A 15249-nucleotide genomic window follows, 5' to 3' on the forward strand; every position below is an offset into this window, starting at 1 on the left:
ACGGCTTCGGAACCCCGGAAGATCTGCCCGACGAGCTCGGCCGGGCGGTGCGATGTGCGTGCCATGCGTCCAGCGTGCGACCGCGCGGGCCCGCGAAGGCCGCCGTCCACAGGCCGAACATCGTCCCGACAGTTGTCCCCAGCCTCAGCGACCAGGCGGCTGCTGCGGCCACCCCGGGGGCACGTCCCCCTGCCCGTGCCCCGGCCCGGAACCGTGCCCCGGCCCCGAGCCGTGCCCCGGCCCCGAGCCGTGCCCCGGCCCCGGCCCATGCGGCGGCCCACCCTGCCCATGCACCGGCCCGGCCGACGCCGGCATTCCGGGCCGGGCGCTGCCGGGCTGAACCCCCTCGGGGCGGGGGAGTGCGGTCGGCTGCGTGGCCGGTGGAAGCGGATCGACGCTCACCCGGGGCAGCGACACGATGTCGGGGTTGCACTCCACCGCCGTCACCGTTGGCCCGTGCTGATCAGCGGTGACCAGCAGCATCGCGTAATCGGGCAACCCCTGGAGCGTCCGCGGTTCCACCGTGTACTCGGCGGCCCGCTGGTACGTCTCGCTGTTGTTCCAGTTCGTGCCCTCGGCGTGCCCGGCCGTGCTGCGCCACGACCGTGAACTGCTCCCGACCATCCCGGAGATCGACTGCCACGGACGCCGCAGCGACAGGTTGCGCACGCTGCTCGTCGACTTGCTCTCCGACTCGGCCGTGCTGTGCGTCTCCGCGCCGCCGAGCTGGTGGGTGAGCTGCGTCAGCACGAATCGGTTCTGCCGCCCGATGAACTCCGCGGCCTCGGCGGCTTCCTGGTGGTTGCCCAGCCGCATCACGCCGACCGCGCCCGCGCCGAGCACCTGCAGCGACGTGCCACGCAGATGCCGGAACAGGTACACCAGCCGGACGCCGCGCCGCTCGCAGACGTCCGAGAGCCGCTCGAGGTGCCGCCGGGCGATGTCGTCGGCCCCCACGACCACGATCGTGCGCGGACCGGCCGACGGCCCGCCGGTGGCCACGCCCCGGGTGAGCCGCTGGACGACCAGGTCGCCGAGCACCTCGTCCCGGGCCGTGCTGCCCGTGCTCAGCGTCGCGATGCAGCTCAGCTGCGCGTCGGGACGGGGCTGGGCGTCGCTGCCCAGCGGTGCCAGCGGGTGCAGCAGCGATTCGAGCTGCCGGAGCCGCGGCCCGATCTCACGGCGGTAGTCGGGGGAGAACAACTCGTCGGCGATCGTCTGGCGTTCGGCGTCGGTGAGCCCGTCGGCGCCGGCCGGCTCGCCCAGCAGAACGCGCAGCGCGGCCAGCACCCGGGCGACGCTCAAGCCGCCGGGCGCCAGCGCCGCGCAGATCGCGCCGAGCACCCGGTCGTCGGCCGCCCGCCCGTAGCGGTCGGTGCCGCCGCCCTCGCCGTCGCCGCCGTGCACGGCCTCCACCAGCACGTCGACGAATTGGCGCTGGTCCAACCCGGACAGGATGTCGGCGGTGGCCAGATCGTCGGGGAAGAGCTGGACGTCGGTGCTGAGCTCGGCCTCGGCGGCGACCTCGGCGAGCTCCCGGCAGACGCCCTCGCCGGTCAGGTCGAGCACGGTGAGCCGGCCGCCGCTGGCCAGCGTCGACGAACCGAAGACGGTGAGCAGCCCCTCCCACCCCCAGAGCGTGCCGCCGACCACGTCGATCCGCCGCGTGTGCGGCGGCGGGATGGCCGGCGACCACTCCGGGAGCTGTTCGGCGCGCTGCTGCTCGGCGACCTCGAACTGCGCCTTGCGGGTGTGCCAGTCGGCCAGTTCGTGGTCGTAGCGGGCGCGCTGTTCGGCCGCCAGGGCGGTGGGCCTCCGGGCGGCCGTGCCGGCGTTGTGCGCGCCCCACCAGACCAGCCCGCCCGCGACCCCGAACACCGCGAGCACCAGCACGATCATCACCAGGAAGCCCCAGCCGCCGCCCTCGCCCCGGAACACCAGGAGGCTCAGACCGCAGACCAGGACGAAGCTGACGATCAGCGCCGCCGGCAGCGCGATCGCAATGTTCCGGACCAGGTGCGGGTTGGCGGCGCGGGCGGAGGCCAGCACGTCGGCCGGCACCTCGCCCATCGTCGGCGGCGGCTGCCCGAACGGGCGGCGGAACAGGTGCCGGTCACGGAAGACCCAGCCGAGCCGTTCGCCCGGCCGGAGCAGCGCGCCCAGCGGCGCGCGCGCACCACCGTCCGGAGAGGATCCGCTCGTTTCCGCCATGCCTCGAACGATAGAGCCTCGGTCCGACCGGAACCCCGCCCGCGCCGGGCCCGGGAGCGGCCAGCGCCTAGGTCGTGTCCCGCGAACCTCGCTGCGAGCGAGGTTCACCGGACACGGCCTACGTCAGCGCAGGCGAGGGCGCCGGGAGGTCGGCCACCCAGTCGCTCACCTCGACGACGTCGGTGTCGCGCGCCGCACGCACGGCGACGTGCGCACCGTCGACCAGACCGGCCCCACCGACGACCACCAGCGCGTCGGCCGGCGCGGGGTCGGCCGAGGCGATCAGCCCCTGCCGCGCCAGGTCGGCGGCCGCCGCGGTCGCCCGGCGCCCGGCACGCTCGCCGTCGTCGATCACCAGCGGCAGCCGGCGGGCGGCCGCGAGCAGTGCGGCCGACCGCAGCGCGGCGCTGCCGTCGGCGTCCGCGCTCCAGCGCACCGCCACCGCCGACGGCGTCTCCGGTAGCGTCCCGACGGTGACCAGCTGCCCGCGAACCTGATCGGCCAGCGCGTGGGCGCCGGTCCGCACCACGACGACGTCCGGCTCGGACGCCTCGACCTGCAGCCCCAGCTCGTGCTCGACGTCGTGGGAGAAACGGGTGAGCACGGGCGCGGGCAGGTCTTCGCGCCGGACGCGCGCGGCCAGCTCCTCGAGTTCCTCCAGCGAGCGGGTCATCTCCAGCAGCTCACCGGAGAGCCCGGTGCCGACTTCCAGCGCCGGTGCCCGGTACGGCAGCATCCGGGAGAGGACGACCTCGGCCGGTCGCCGCGCACCGACCAGCGCCCCGGCGATCTCCACCTCGCCGCCCTGCGTCGACGGCTCGTCGACGACGACGAACACCCGGGTGGCCGGTGCCTCGCCCAGCGACAGCCGCTCGGCTTCGGCGATGTCCCGCTCGATCCGCCGTTTCGGGTAGAACCGCGTGAGCAGCGGGCCGGCCATCACCGTCGTCACGATCGCCATCACGACCATCAGCGAGAACAGGTCCTGGTTGAGGATGCCCAGCTGCAGGCCGACGGTGAGGATCACGATCTCGGTCAGCCCACGGGTGTTCATCAGGGTGGCCAGCGCGAACGCCTGCCGGTTGGGAACCCGCTGCAGCTTGGCGCCGAGGTACGCGCCGATGAACTTGCCGCCGATCGCCACCAGCAGGATGAGAGCCAGCTCGACCAGCCCGTCGAGGCCGAGGTTGCGCAGGTCGACCTTGATACCGGACGTGAAGAAGAAGACCGGCAGCAGCAGGAGCACGCTGACCTGCTCGAGCTTCTCCATGATGTCCTGGCGCAACGCCTCGCCGCCCTCGCGCGGCATCACCGCGCCGAACAGGAACGCGCCGAAGATCACGTGCACGCCGAGCCACTCGGCCGCGTAGGCCGACACCAGCAGTCCCACCAGGACGACCGCCAGCAGCGTGGGCGTCAGCCGACCGGCCCTGGTGTGCAACGGCAACAGCCGGCGCAGAAGCGGACGCACGACGAAGAACATCAGCGCGACGTACGGCAGCGTCAGCAGCACGTGCCACTGCGCTTCCGCGGAGGCGCCGGCCACCGTCACCACGACCGCGAGCAGTGACCACGCGATCACGTCGTCGACGGCCGCGCTCGCCAGCGCCAGGCCGCCCAGGCGGGTGCGGTGCATGCCGCGGTCGGTCAGGATCCGGGCCAGGACCGGGAACGCGGTGATCGACATCGCGGCGCCGATGAACAGCACGAACGGCAAGACGTCGTCACCGGCGACGTCGTGGCGCGAAGCCAGCCAGTACGCCAGCGTGATGCCGAGCGCGCACGGCAGGATGATCGAACCCACCGACACGCTGACGGCGATCCGCTCCTTGCCGCGCATCAGCACCATGTCGAGCTCGTAGCCCACGATGAACATGAACAGCACGAGCCCGACGTTGGCCAGAGCGGAGAGCGGGATCCGAACGTCGATGGGGACGAGTAACGTCGACAGGTGCGGACCGATGATGGTCGGGCCGAGCGCGATTCCGGCGATGATTTCGCCCACGACCGGAGGCTGGCCGACCTTCTGGGCCAACCAACCGCCGATCCGTGCGAGCACGAGAATCAGTGCCAGATCGAGCATCAGCAAGCCGACATCGTGCGCAGTCACAGCGGGAAGCTCCTTGTTCCGTGTCCGGTAGCCGACCTTGGGATCGGGCTCCGGCCGGTAGTTTCACATCGCCGAGGGGCCGTGTTCCGAGTCCGTCGGGAAGCAGACTCTTGAAGGAGAGGCACGTGGAGGGCATCGCCGACTACGAGTTCGTCCGGTCCCTGGGCGACGGCAACCACGGTGAGTTCTTCCTCGCCAAGACGCCGGCCCGGCTGCCGGTCGAGGCGGAACTGGTGGCGGTGAAGGTGCTGTCCGGCTCCACCACCCAGGAGGTGTTCCGGCGCGCCACCCGCGAGCTGTCGGCCTTCGCCGCGGTGCGGTCGGAGCACCTCGTGACGCTCTACGACGCCGGTCAGCAGGGCGGGGTCTTCTACTACTCGATGGAGTACCTGCCCGACGGGTCGCTCGCCGAGCCCGCGTACCTCCTCGACGAGTCGGCGACGCTGCGTGCGGTCGCGCACGCCGCCCGGGCCGCCCACGCGCTGCACGAGGCCGGCATCGTCCACCGGGACATCAAGCCCGGCAACGTGCTGCTGCACCCCGAGGGCGGCAAGCTGTCCGACCTGGGGCTGTCGCAGGTGCTGGCGCCCGGAATGACGCTGACCGGCATGGGTTCGCTCGGTTCGATCGAGTTCGTCGACCCGGACGTGCTGCACGGCGAGCCGCCGTCGCGCGCGAGCGACGTGTACTCGCTCGGCGTGACGCTGCACTACGCGTTGACGCAGCAGGGCCTGCACGGCGAGCTGCCCGACCACGACCCGGTGCTCGCGCTGCGCAAGGTGCTCTCGTCGCCGCCGTCGATCGACCCTGGGCTCGACGACTCGCTCGCCGAGATCGTGTCCTGGACGATCGCGCCCGACCGCACCGAACGCCCCGCCACCGCCCTCGCGGTCGCCGAGCGACTCGAAGCGTTGGTCACCGCCTAGCCTTCGGCCAGTAGCTCGGCGACCTCGTGGGCGTACTGTGCGCTCACGCCGTCGGGCACGCCCTTCTGGGCGCCGTTGCGCCCGGCCACCCACACCGTCAGCGTCTGTCCACTCGGGTCCAGGTCGATGCAGAGCCGGCAGCTCGCCGGGGGCCGTGCCTCCGGCGGCAGCAGGCGCACCACGTGCACCCCCAGGTTGCCGCCGACCGCGGTGACGAACTCGGCGTCGGGCCCGCCGAGCCGGTCGTCGAGCACCGCCAGGACGCGGGGCAGCGAGAGCAGCTGCCGCGCCCGCGGGTCGGCCGCGGCGGCCCGCCGCACCTCGACCAGCTGGCGTAGCCGGCTGGTCAGATCGAGCGCGGCGTCACGGGTCGGCGCCACGTGCGGGCCGGCCAGCGGCGGCGTCGCCGGGCGCGCGTGCGGCAGCGACTGCACCCACGCCCACCGCTCGTCGTCGGTGACCCCCGCGGCGACCGCGATGCTCAGGTCACGGGCGTCGTGCAGCACCGCGGCCTGAGTGATCAGCCAGCGGGCCAGCGGTACGGCGGCGGGCAGCGGGCCGCGGATCGCGATCCCTCCCGCGTTGCCCACCGGCACCGCGATCGGCACCGGGGGACGCCGGGCCAGCCAGCCGATCCGGGTGACGAGCGCCTGCGGGTGCTGTGGTCCGCGGACCGCACCGGCGAGCCGGTCGCGCGCCACCCGGTCGAGCGTCACCGGGTCGGGCGGCGGGGAGTTCGGGGCCAGCCGGGCCAGGTGCCGGGCCGAGCGCACCTCCATCAGCGCCGTACCCGCCGTGAGCAGGTCGCCGGGCGTCAACTGCCGGACGCCGTGCAGCGGCTCGCCGTTGACCTGCGAATCGGTCTCGCCCGCCACCTGCACGGTCCACCCGCTGACGGTGAAGCCGAGCGTGACCCGCCCGATCGGCACCTTGCGCTCGCCGTCGGGCAGCGGCACCAGCCGCCCGGCGTCCGGCCCGCCGACCACGGCCAGGTACAGCCGGCTGTCGAGCGTCCGGCCGGCCGGGGTCGGGCCCGAGGGCAGCGGCGCACCGGCCGGGTACGAGCGGTAGCCACCTCCGGACGTGGGCGCCGGACCGGAGAGAGGCACGCCGGAGGACGGCGCCGGGGTGCGGCCGACGATGCCCGACGGCGGTGCGCCCGGCCGGGTGTACGGGTTGCCGGCACTGCGGTCCGGCGGCAGGTCGTGCAGCGGCGGCAGACCGAACGGGGTGTCGTCGGGCAGCGTGAACCCGGGCGGCGCGGCCGGGTCGCCGGGCACGGCCGGGGCCTCCGGTTCGGCGCTCGGAGTGACGACGGGCGGCGGCTCGACCGCCCCGACCGGACCCGACGGCGGTGGCGGCGGCGTGCGATCGACCGGCCGACGCGCGGCGATGCGCAGCGGCGCCTGGTCGCCGAGCGAGTCCGCGACGACCGCTGCGCCCTGGTTCGCCGGGTTCGCCCAGGCTTGCTCCTGCCGGGCCTCGGCGCCGCTCGGCGTGCGCCGGTCGAGCCGCGGCGGCGGCTTCTGCACCACAGTGGTCTCACCGGTCTCGACCGCCGACCGCAGCGCGTCGACGAACTCCTTGCAGGTGGCGAACCGCTCCTCGGGCGACTTGGCCATCGCGCGGGCCACGACCCGGTCGACGGCCGTGGGCAGGTCGGGCTGGAGGGTGGTGAGCAGCGGCGGGGGCGTGGTGAGGTGCGCGGTGATCGTCGCGACCTGGTTGTCGCGCGCGAACGGCAGCTGACCGGTGAGGATCTCGAACGTCATGCAGCCGAGCGAGTACTGGTCGGTGCGCCCGTCGGTGGTCGCGCCCTGCAGTTGCTCGGGGGCGATGTAGGCCACCGTGCCGAGGACCTGGCCGGTCATCGTGATGTCCTGGTCCATCTGCTGGGCGCTCTTGCTCAGCCCGAAGTCCACCAGGTACGCGTGCTCCGGGCCGCCGTGCGGGCCGCCGGGCTGCAGATCGGGGGAGCCGGGACGCTCGACGAGCACGTTGCTCGGCTTGACGTCCCGGTGGGTCATCTGGAGGCGGTGGGCGGCGTCCAGCGCGTCCGCGACCTGGTCGAGCAGGCGGACGGCGCGGCGCGGCTCGAGGACCTGCTCGTGGTCGAGGATGGCCGCGAGGTCGGCGCCGGGGATGTACTCCATCGCCAGGTAGAGCTGGTTGTCGACCTCGTCGGCGGTGTAGACCGTGACGATGTGGGGGTGGCGCAGCCGCGCCGCGGACAGTGCCTCCCGGAGGAAGCGCCGCCGGAACGCCTGGTCGGCGACCAGGTGGGGACGGAGCACCTTGACCGCGTCGTCACGATCGAGCAGCCGGTGCCGGCACAGGTACACCTCTCCCATGCCGCCGACCGCGAGGCGCTTGCGCACCTCGTAGGTCGCGAGACGGGATCCTGGGCTGAGCACGCCTCAAGGTTGTCATGTGATGGCTCGTCTCGGCGAACACACCCGTAACCCGTAGGTCTTGCGTGAGGTTCTGGGGGGATACCCGTACAGTGGCCGACGTTCCGCCCTGACCCAAGAGCACGGACGGTGATCGCACCGTTCGTGCGCTGAGCGTTGAGAGCGTGTGGTGTTCCGTCGTCTGCTGGCCGTCGCTGCCGTCCCCCTCCTGCTGATCGGCCTGTCCTCGTGTCAGTCCGATCCCACCGTCGCGGCCTATGTGGGCAGCGACGAGATCACCGTCGACCAGATCGACGGCTACTTCGACCAGGCCGCCCAGGATCCGCTGTCGTCGGAGCTGGTCGCGCAGAACCGCGCCGAGGTGAAGCCGCGGCTGGTGAGCATGCTGGTCTTCATCGAGCTGCTGCGCGAGGCGGCCAAGGACGCGGGAGTGCCGGTCACCGCGGGCGAGGTCGCGCAGGTCAAGGCCCAGATCGAGCCGCAGCGCCAGATGGTCACCGGTGATCTGGCGTTGCTGCCGCTCGACCAGATGGCCGAGTTCCAGGCGCACCGGCTCAAGCTGAGCCAGTGGGCGTCGCAGGGTGCCGCCTCGCAGGGGGCGGCCGAGAAGAAGTACTCGGACGCCGTGCAGGCCGCCGAGGGCGACAATCCGGTCACCGTCAACCCGCGGTACGGCAAGTTCGACCTCGAGAAGGTGCCGCAGCTCGGTAGCTCCGACTCCGCGGTGAAGCCCGCGTCGCCGGACGCGCTGTAGCCGACGTGGTCGTTCGCCTCATCGTTCTGGTCACCTCGCCCCGGCTGCCGGCCGGTCTGCTGACCGCCGACGGGTGGGACGCGGTGCGGTCGCACCCGGTGCTCGCCGCCGGTCCGTCGCCGCTGTCCGACGCGGTCCGCGCGGCCGGCGTCCCGGTCGCCGAGGTCGGCTCCGACCCCGGGTCCGCCCTCACCGCCCTCCGCCGCGCCGCCGAGACCGCCCCCTCGGAAGCCGGCGCCGCGGTGTGGCTGGCCGGGGCGAACGATCCGCTTCCCGCCGTACTGGCCGAGCGGCTCGCGGCCGACCCGGCCCTCGACTACCAGGTCGAGGTGCTCTACGGGTCGTGGGATCCGCCGGGGGCCCGGCTGCTCGACGTCGCGTCGGTGATGGATCGGCTGCGCTCGCCCGGCGGCTGTCCGTGGGACGCCGAGCAGACCCACGAATCGCTCCGGCCGTACCTGCTGGAAGAGGCGTACGAGGCCTACGACGCGCTCCTCGACGGGGATCTCGACGCGCTGCGCGAGGAGCTCGGCGACGTGCTGCTCCAGGTCGCGTTCCACGCCCGGGTGGCGTCGGAGGACCCCGACGAGGGCTTCGACATCGACGACGTCGCCGGTGACCTGGTCGCGAAGCTCGTCCGCAGGCACCCGCACGTGTTCGCCGACCGCGCGGTGTCCGGCGCCGACGAGGTGCACACGAACTGGGAAGCGATCAAGAAGGCGGAGAAGAAGCGCGACTCGGCGCTGGACGGGGTGGCGCAGTCGCAGCCGGCGCTCTCGCTGGCCGCCAAGTACCTGTCGCGGGCGCGTCGCGCGGGGGTGGCCGTTCCGCCACCGGCGCTCCCGCCGTCGGTCACCGCTCCCGCGACCGCCGACGCCCTGGGCGACCTACTGTTCGCGTTCGTCGCCGCGGGTGACGAGGCCGGCCTGGACGCGGAAGCCGCACTGCGTGCGGCTGCCCGCCGGTACGCCGAAGACGTCCGGGACGCCGAGCGGCGCGACGTCGAAGCGCGCGATGGCCGGGGCCGGTCAACCCCCTCCTGAGGACCGACCCCGGCCGTACCACCGCGGCCTGCCGCTCCTGTTCGTGAACGGCCGATTCTCGGTGGGTCGCGTCCCGGAGCCGCGGCGGCGATGGCGCGGGGGACGGCGCGTAGGGCCCGGGCGACGTTGCCCGGGGTCGTCAGCGGCCCCGGCCGGTTGGCGGACCGGCGTTGCTGGGAGGCACCCGGGGCGCTGACACCCCTAACAATGAGCAACCCCGGGAGCACGGAGGGTGCTCCCGGGGTGCGTTCAGGTTGCGACGCTCAGCGCGTGCCGTACATCGCCGCGAGGCCCTTGTAGTCGCCGAGGCCGAGCGTGCGCTTGCCGACCGAGCAGGCCGAGAGCGCCGGGGTCATGACCGCGCTGGCGTGCGAAGCCTGGCTGACGTGGTTGAGGCCGAGCGAGTGGCCCCGCTCGTGCAGGACGACCGACTGCAGGTCGTAGGCGTTGCTGCAGTTCTTCGTCGCGGTGAAGAACTTGTACTGCGTGTTGAGCGCGGTGTCGGTGCCGGTCACCGTCTTCTTGCCCTTGATGGTCTTGAAGTAGGTGCAGGTCATGCCCAGCCACTTGCCGGTACCGGCGCGCCAGCCGATGACGTTGCGGCCGTCGTTGCCGGTGCAGTTGCCGGCCGCGCCCACCTGGACACCGGCCGAGGTCGAACCACCGTAGGAGGGCACGAGCTTCAGGCTCTTCTGGCCGCAGGCCTTGGTCAGGCCGGTGGTGCCGGCGGCGATCGCGGCGACCGCGGAGCTGCGGACCGACCCCGGCGCACCGGCCGGGTTGTAGTACCACTTGAAGCTCGGAAGCTTCCAGCCCGAGAGCGCGTAGGCGGCGTCCTTGCAGGTCTTGGCGGCGGCCGGACGGATCGCGGTGGCGTTGACGGCCTGCGCCTCGCCGTGCTCCTCCTCGGCGGCCTGGCCGTGCACGTGGGCGTCGGTCTTGACCGCGAGCGAGCCGTCGTCGGAACGGCTCACGGTGATCGAGATGTCGCCGGAGGTGCTCTGCGCGGCGGCCTGGACACCCTCGCCGACGGCCGGGATGCGGACCGTCAGGCCCTGGTAGCGGATGGTGTCACCAGCGGTGGTGACGGTCGTGAGGTCGGTCTCGGCGTCGGCGGCGACGAGCTTGGGGCCGGTCGGGGCGGCGGTGGTGGTGGCGGGGGCGGTGGCAATGCCTGCGGTGACCGCGGCGGTAGCGACCAGCGCGGCGACCGAGATCGTCGGGGCGGAGGACCGGAGAGTCAGCAGGTTACGCATGCCCTCTACGTCGGAAGCCCCCAGTGCGCCGGGCGGTGCGGCAAAGTTTCCGATCGGGAGCGCGGATCCGGGTCACCGCGCCTGCAACTCAGGCGTCGGCTTCCGGCAGGTGCGGGCGGACCGGGAGGCTGATCGCGAACGCGTCGGTCTGGCCGCCGCGGGGTGTCGCCAGCTGACCGCCGTGCCGGGACACGATCGCCCTGGCGATCAGGAACGAGAGCGCGTTGCCTGCGCCGCGGTCGCCGGTGGTGAACAGGTGGTCGCCAGCCGCGAGCGCCGAAGGGGAACCCACCCGCACGGTCCAGTGCGCGGCCGCGAACGTCACCCGGACGTCGATCCGGGTGCCCGCGTGCGCGGTGGCGACGATCGTCAGCAGCGCCTCGACGGCCTGGCGGAACCGGGCCGGATCGACACGCAGCATCGGGCCGGTGGCGTTGCCGGCCAGATCGACGGTGACCTCGGAGTGCTCGGCGAACGCGTCCACCGCCTCACCGACGACGTCGGGCAGGTGCACGCCGCGCAGGACCAGCGGCAGCGTGCCGCCCTCCAACCCGGCGAGCGTGAGGAGGTCGTCGACGATGCGCAGCGTCCGGTTGGCGTTGCGGGCGATCGCCTCAAGCGCGATCTGCCGCTGGTCGCCGGGGGCTTCCGGCTCCTCGGCGAGCATCTGGCTGAACGTGGCGATCGAGGTGAGCGGCGTGCGCAGTTCGTGGGAGGCGGCCGCGACGAACTCGGTCTTGAGCGTGGCCACCTCGGCCAGCACCCGGTTGCGCTCCTCCAGTCCGCGGCGGATCGTCGCCTGATCGGTGACGTCCCGGACGACCCAGAGGTGGCCGGCGACCGCGCCGTCGAAGTGGATCGGGGCGTAGTCGCGGGCGATCACCCGGCCGTTGGTGAGCGTGAACTCGGTCCCGCTGGCGGGCCGGCCCTGCTCCAGGAACCGCAGGGTCTCCTCGCGCAGCGCGGCGGGGTCGGCGAAGAGTTCGGCCGGTGGGAGCAGCTCGGCGGTGTGCTCGCCGATCAGCCGCTCGGCCGGTACCGGCGACCCGATGACCCGGGGCAGTGCGGTGTTCGCCATCACGGCGCGCCGGTCGGGGTCCTCGACCAGGATCCCGACCCGCAGCGACCCGATGAGCGTGTCGATGCGTGCGCTGTGCAGCTGTTCGCGGCGCTCGGCGTCGACCGCGCGGGTGACGTCGATCGCGTAGATGACGATGCCCTCGACGGCGGGTTCGTCGACCAGGTTCTGGATGGTCAGCGCGTAGCAGCGCCAGTCGGTGCCGTTCGGGCCGCGCAACCGCACCTCGACGGTCTCCGGCTCGGCACCGCTCAGCCGGCCGCCGCCGGGCAGCGGAGCGTCGACCGCGGCGGCGAACAGCGTGCGGATCGTGCCGAAGTCCTCCGGGTGCACGATCGACGCGGCCGCCTCGGTGCTGGGCGCGCCCGGCCCGATCAGGCGGACCGCGGCCGGCGACGACCAGCGCCACCGGCCGTCGGGGTCGAACACGAGCATGACGACGGGGGACCGCCCGACCAGCGCGCGGTGGAACCACTCCGACTGGCGGCGCACGTCGGCCCGCGGCGCGAGCGCGGCGACCACCACCGTGTAGCCGCCTCCGTTCAGCGGCGTCACCAGGAGGTCGGCGGGGATCTCGCTGCCGTCGGCGTGGCGGGCCGGCAGTTCGCGGTGGCCCTCCCCGTCCGGGCCGGCGCACGCGTCGTAGAGCGGGCCGAGCGGGTCGTCGGTGCCGTCGCGCAGACGCGCCGGAACGATCAGCTCTCCCAGCGTCCGGCCCAGGACCTCCGATCGCGCGTGCCCCAGCAGCAGTTCCGCGCTGCGGGGGAACGTCAGGACGCGGCCGTCGGCGTCGACCGTGACCGCGGCGAGAGGAATCGTGGGTACCGGCGTGGCCGGCTCCATCCGCACTCCTCTCGGGCGTTACGTGTGTCAATCTGCGCAGATAGTCTCTACTATGAGAAAGATACGCAAAACTAGTGAAAAGTGAGTTTCGTGTCGCGTGCGGCGGTTGATCGCCCGCCGGCGGAGGAGGGGCGTGGCCGAGGTCACGGACGGGGGCGTCGCGGCCGGTAGAGCCGTGACAGTCGGGGCGGCGGCTCGTGCGGCCGCCCCTTCGGCGCGCCCGGAACCCCGGCTCGTCCGCGGCTCGGAGCGTCCGGAGCTGTTCCGGGCGGTGGTCGAGGCCGCGCGCGCCGCGGTGGCGATCGTCTACCCCGACGGCTCCTGGACCGCGCTCGGTGACACGTTCACCCGCGGGCTGGGCCATTCGGCGGACCTGCCTGCCCGCACGCGGCTCCTCTCGCTCATCCACCCGGCCGACCGTCGCAGCGTGCTCGAAGCGTTCCGGGCCGCCCGGGACGGCCGGGAGCCGGCCCAGTCGATCCCGGTGCGGGTACGGACCGCGCAGGGCTCCTGGCTCGAGCTGGCCACGACCGTCCGCGGCCGGGTGCACGACCCCGACGTCGGCGGTGTCGTCTACTACGGCGTCGAGGTGGGCCGGGCCCGGGACGCCGAACGGGCGCTGAGCGAGACGGACGAGGGCCTGGAACGGCTGATCGAGACGCTTGCCGTCGGAATCCTCCTGGTGGACGGCGGCGGGCGGGTCGCGGTGACCAACCGCGCGCTGATCGAGCTGTTCGACGTGCCGGGCCCGCCGCACCGCTACCACGGCACCGACGCCAGGGCGCTGCTGCGCCGGATGGCCGGCGCGATGCGTGCTCCCGACCGGGTCGCCGACCGGCTCGACCGGCTGCTCGCCGAGCCGTGGACCGCACTCGACACCGACTTGATGCTCGTCGGCGGCCGGGTGGTGGAGATCGACGTCGTCCCGGTCGGCGCCGGCGGCGGCGCACTGCTGCACGCGTGGGACGTCACCGCGCGGGCGAACGCGCAGCGCAGCCTCGAGGAGCGCAACGAGGCGCTCTCGGCCCTGGTCGCGGCGAAGAACGAGTTCGTCGCGAGCGTCTCGCACGAGCTGCGTAGCCCGCTGACCTCGGTGGTCACGTTCAGCAACCTGCTGGCCCAGCCCGACTGGGGCGAACTCGACGACGAGCAGCGTCAGTTCATCGAGGTCATCCAGCGCAACGCCGATCGGCTGCTGCGGCTGATCGAGGACCTGCTCCTGCTCTCCCGGCTGGAGGCGCGGACGCTGCAGTTCGTGCCCAGCCGCGTCATCCTTCCCGACCTCGTGCGCTCGGCCGTCGCCGAGCGCGCTCCGATCGCGCAGGCCGCCGACGTCACGCTGAAGGCAGAAGTGTCCGGCGACGCGGTGATGTCCTGTGACGAGCTCCGAGTCAACCAGGTGCTCGGGAACCTGATCGGCAACGCGTTGAAGTTCACGCCGGCCGGTGGACAGGTGACCGTGCGGTGCCATCCCGCAGCCGACGGCTGGCGGCTGTCGGTGACCGACAGTGGCATCGGTATTCCGTCCGAAGATCTGGACCGGATCTTCGAGGCGTTCCATCGCGCGTCGAACGTGGAGAAGCACAGCCATCCTGGCACCGGCCTCGGCCTGGTGATCAGCAAGGCGATCGTGGAGCGCCACGGCGGGTTGATGGAGATCACGAGCGAGCTCGGCAGGGGGACGACGGTGGCCGTTTGGCTACCGCAGCGCCGGGTCGGCGACCGCGAGGGGGACCGGTGAGCAAACTACTGGTTGTCGAGGACAATCCGGATATCGCACTCGGGCTGAAGCTCTTGTTCGAGCGTGCCGGACACAACGTCGAGCACGCCCAGGACGGGCGGGAGGGCCTGCGGCTGGTGCACAAGGTCCGGCCCGACCTGGTGGTGCTCGACATCGGGCTGCCGATCATGGACGGCTGGCAGGTGCTCGAGCGGGTGCGTGACATCTCGGATGTCCCCGTGCTGCTGCTGACCGCCCATGGGCAGGAGCGCGACAAGGTGCGCGGCCTGCACGGAGGTGCGGACGACTACCTGACCAAGCCGTTCACCAACGGTGAGCTGCTGGCCCGGGTGACGGCGCTGTTGCGCCGCTCGTCGGCGCCGGACTGGTCGGAGGAGATCTACGACGACGGCCGGCTCCAGCTCGACCCGGTGCGCCGGTCGGTGACCGTGGACGGGGAGTCGGTGCACCTGACGCCGATCGAGTTCCGGCTGCTGAACACGCTGGCCCGGCACAAGGGCGCGGTGCTCTCTCCGTCGCAGTTGCTCTCGCAGGTGTGGGACGACCCGACCGGGATCGGTGCCGAACGCGTCAAGTTCGCCGTGCTGCGCCTACGCCGCCGCCTCGGCTGGTCCGACCCGTCCGACTCCCCGATCGAGTCCGTGAGAGGAGTCGGCTACCGCTACCGCCCCCCGGCGTGAGACTGATAGGCTCGTGCCTATGAGTAGGCCGATGCGGAGGTTCGGGGTCACCGTCGAGGAGTGGCTCGCCGCTTGTGAGGCTGCGGGCCCGGGCCGGCGCGTCGAAGTTGTCGACGGGGAGTTCGTGATGCGACGCGTGGGTGGGAATCCGCACCATTTCGTGAGCTACCGGCTCGCTCAGGAGTTCATGCGGCAG

10 protein-coding genes are annotated in these 15249 nt (G+C 72.9%); 5 read left to right on the forward strand and 5 right to left on the reverse strand.

What is annotated here, in order from left to right; genetic code table 11:
• Nucleotides 1-144 precede the first annotated feature (144 nt).
• On the reverse strand, nt 145-2211 hold the full coding sequence (locus CRYAR_RS04920) for a hypothetical protein (RefSeq protein ID WP_035848715.1): 2067 nt from the start codon (nt 2209-2211) through the stop codon (nt 145-147).
• A 118-nt stretch (nt 2212-2329) separates the two neighbouring features.
• Nucleotides 2330-4321: a cation:proton antiporter gene (locus tag CRYAR_RS04925; RefSeq protein WP_211247268.1), complete on the reverse strand. Its 1992-nt coding sequence runs from the start codon at nt 4319-4321 to the stop codon at nt 2330-2332.
• Nucleotides 4322-4446: 125 nt separating this feature from the next.
• Here CRYAR_RS04925 and CRYAR_RS04930 point away from each other — a divergent pair, with 125 nt between their 5' ends.
• Complete coding sequence (locus CRYAR_RS04930; RefSeq protein WP_051569760.1) at nt 4447-5247, forward strand: serine/threonine-protein kinase; 801 nt, start codon at nt 4447-4449, stop codon at nt 5245-5247.
• Here CRYAR_RS04930 and CRYAR_RS42710 read toward each other — a convergent pair.
• Nucleotides 5244-7661 carry a protein kinase domain-containing protein gene (locus tag CRYAR_RS42710; RefSeq protein WP_157017371.1) on the reverse strand — a complete coding sequence of 806 codons (2418 nt, stop codon included), beginning with the start codon at nt 7659-7661 and terminating at the stop codon, nt 5244-5246. The two genes, CRYAR_RS04930 and CRYAR_RS42710, sit on opposite strands and share 4 nt — an antisense overlap.
• A gap of 166 nt (nt 7662-7827) precedes the next feature.
• On the opposite strand from CRYAR_RS42710, the gene CRYAR_RS04940 reads away from it, so the two are divergent.
• Together CRYAR_RS04940 and CRYAR_RS04945 are read left to right on the forward strand one after the other, a co-directional pair.
• Nucleotides 7828-8412: a SurA N-terminal domain-containing protein gene (locus tag CRYAR_RS04940; protein WP_169744995.1), complete on the forward strand. Its 585-nt coding sequence runs from the start codon at nt 7828-7830 to the stop codon at nt 8410-8412.
• Nucleotides 8413-8417: 5 nt separating this feature from the next.
• Nucleotides 8418-9455, forward strand: a complete 1038-nt coding sequence (locus CRYAR_RS04945) for a nucleoside triphosphate pyrophosphohydrolase (RefSeq protein WP_051569762.1) — start codon at nt 8418-8420, stop codon at nt 9453-9455.
• Nucleotides 9456-9718: 263 nt separating this feature from the next.
• On the opposite strand, the gene CRYAR_RS42715 is transcribed toward CRYAR_RS04945, so the two are convergent.
• A complete protein-coding gene (locus CRYAR_RS42715; RefSeq protein WP_051569763.1) occupies nt 9719-10711 on the reverse strand; it encodes a matrixin family metalloprotease in 993 nt (330 codons plus the stop codon).
• An 88-nt stretch (nt 10712-10799) separates the two neighbouring features.
• Nucleotides 10800-12632, reverse strand: a complete 1833-nt coding sequence (locus tag CRYAR_RS04955; RefSeq protein WP_035848719.1) for a PAS domain-containing sensor histidine kinase — start codon at nt 12630-12632, stop codon at nt 10800-10802.
• 133 nt (nt 12633-12765) lie between these two features.
• Between CRYAR_RS04955 and CRYAR_RS42720 the strand changes: the two genes are divergently transcribed.
• A complete protein-coding gene (locus CRYAR_RS42720; RefSeq protein WP_051569764.1) occupies nt 12766-14373 on the forward strand; it encodes a sensor histidine kinase in 1608 nt (535 codons plus the stop codon).
• Nucleotides 14370-15053 carry a response regulator transcription factor gene (locus CRYAR_RS04965; protein ID WP_035848720.1) on the forward strand — a complete coding sequence of 228 codons (684 nt, stop codon included), beginning with the start codon at nt 14370-14372 and terminating at the stop codon, nt 15051-15053. Before CRYAR_RS42720 ends, CRYAR_RS04965 begins: the two co-directional genes overlap by 4 nt.
• The last annotated feature ends 196 nt before the right edge of the window (nt 15054-15249 follow it).

This window comes from Cryptosporangium arvum DSM 44712, from assembly GCF_000585375.1.
Lineage (GTDB): Bacteria > Actinomycetota > Actinomycetes > Mycobacteriales > Cryptosporangiaceae > Cryptosporangium > Cryptosporangium arvum.

Bases quoted from the DNA above. Each gene is read 5' to 3' on its own strand.
- CRYAR_RS04920 (WP_035848715.1), bottom strand. From the start codon at position 2,211: ATGGCGGAAACGAGCGGATCCTCTCCGGACGGTGGTGCGCGCGCGCCG.
- CRYAR_RS42715 (WP_051569763.1), bottom strand. From the start codon at position 10,711: ATGCGTAACCTGCTGACTCTCCGGTCCTCCGCCCCGACGATCTCGGTC.
- CRYAR_RS04955 (WP_035848719.1), bottom strand. From the start codon at position 12,632: ATGGAGCCGGCCACGCCGGTACCCACGATTCCTCTCGCCGCGGTCACG.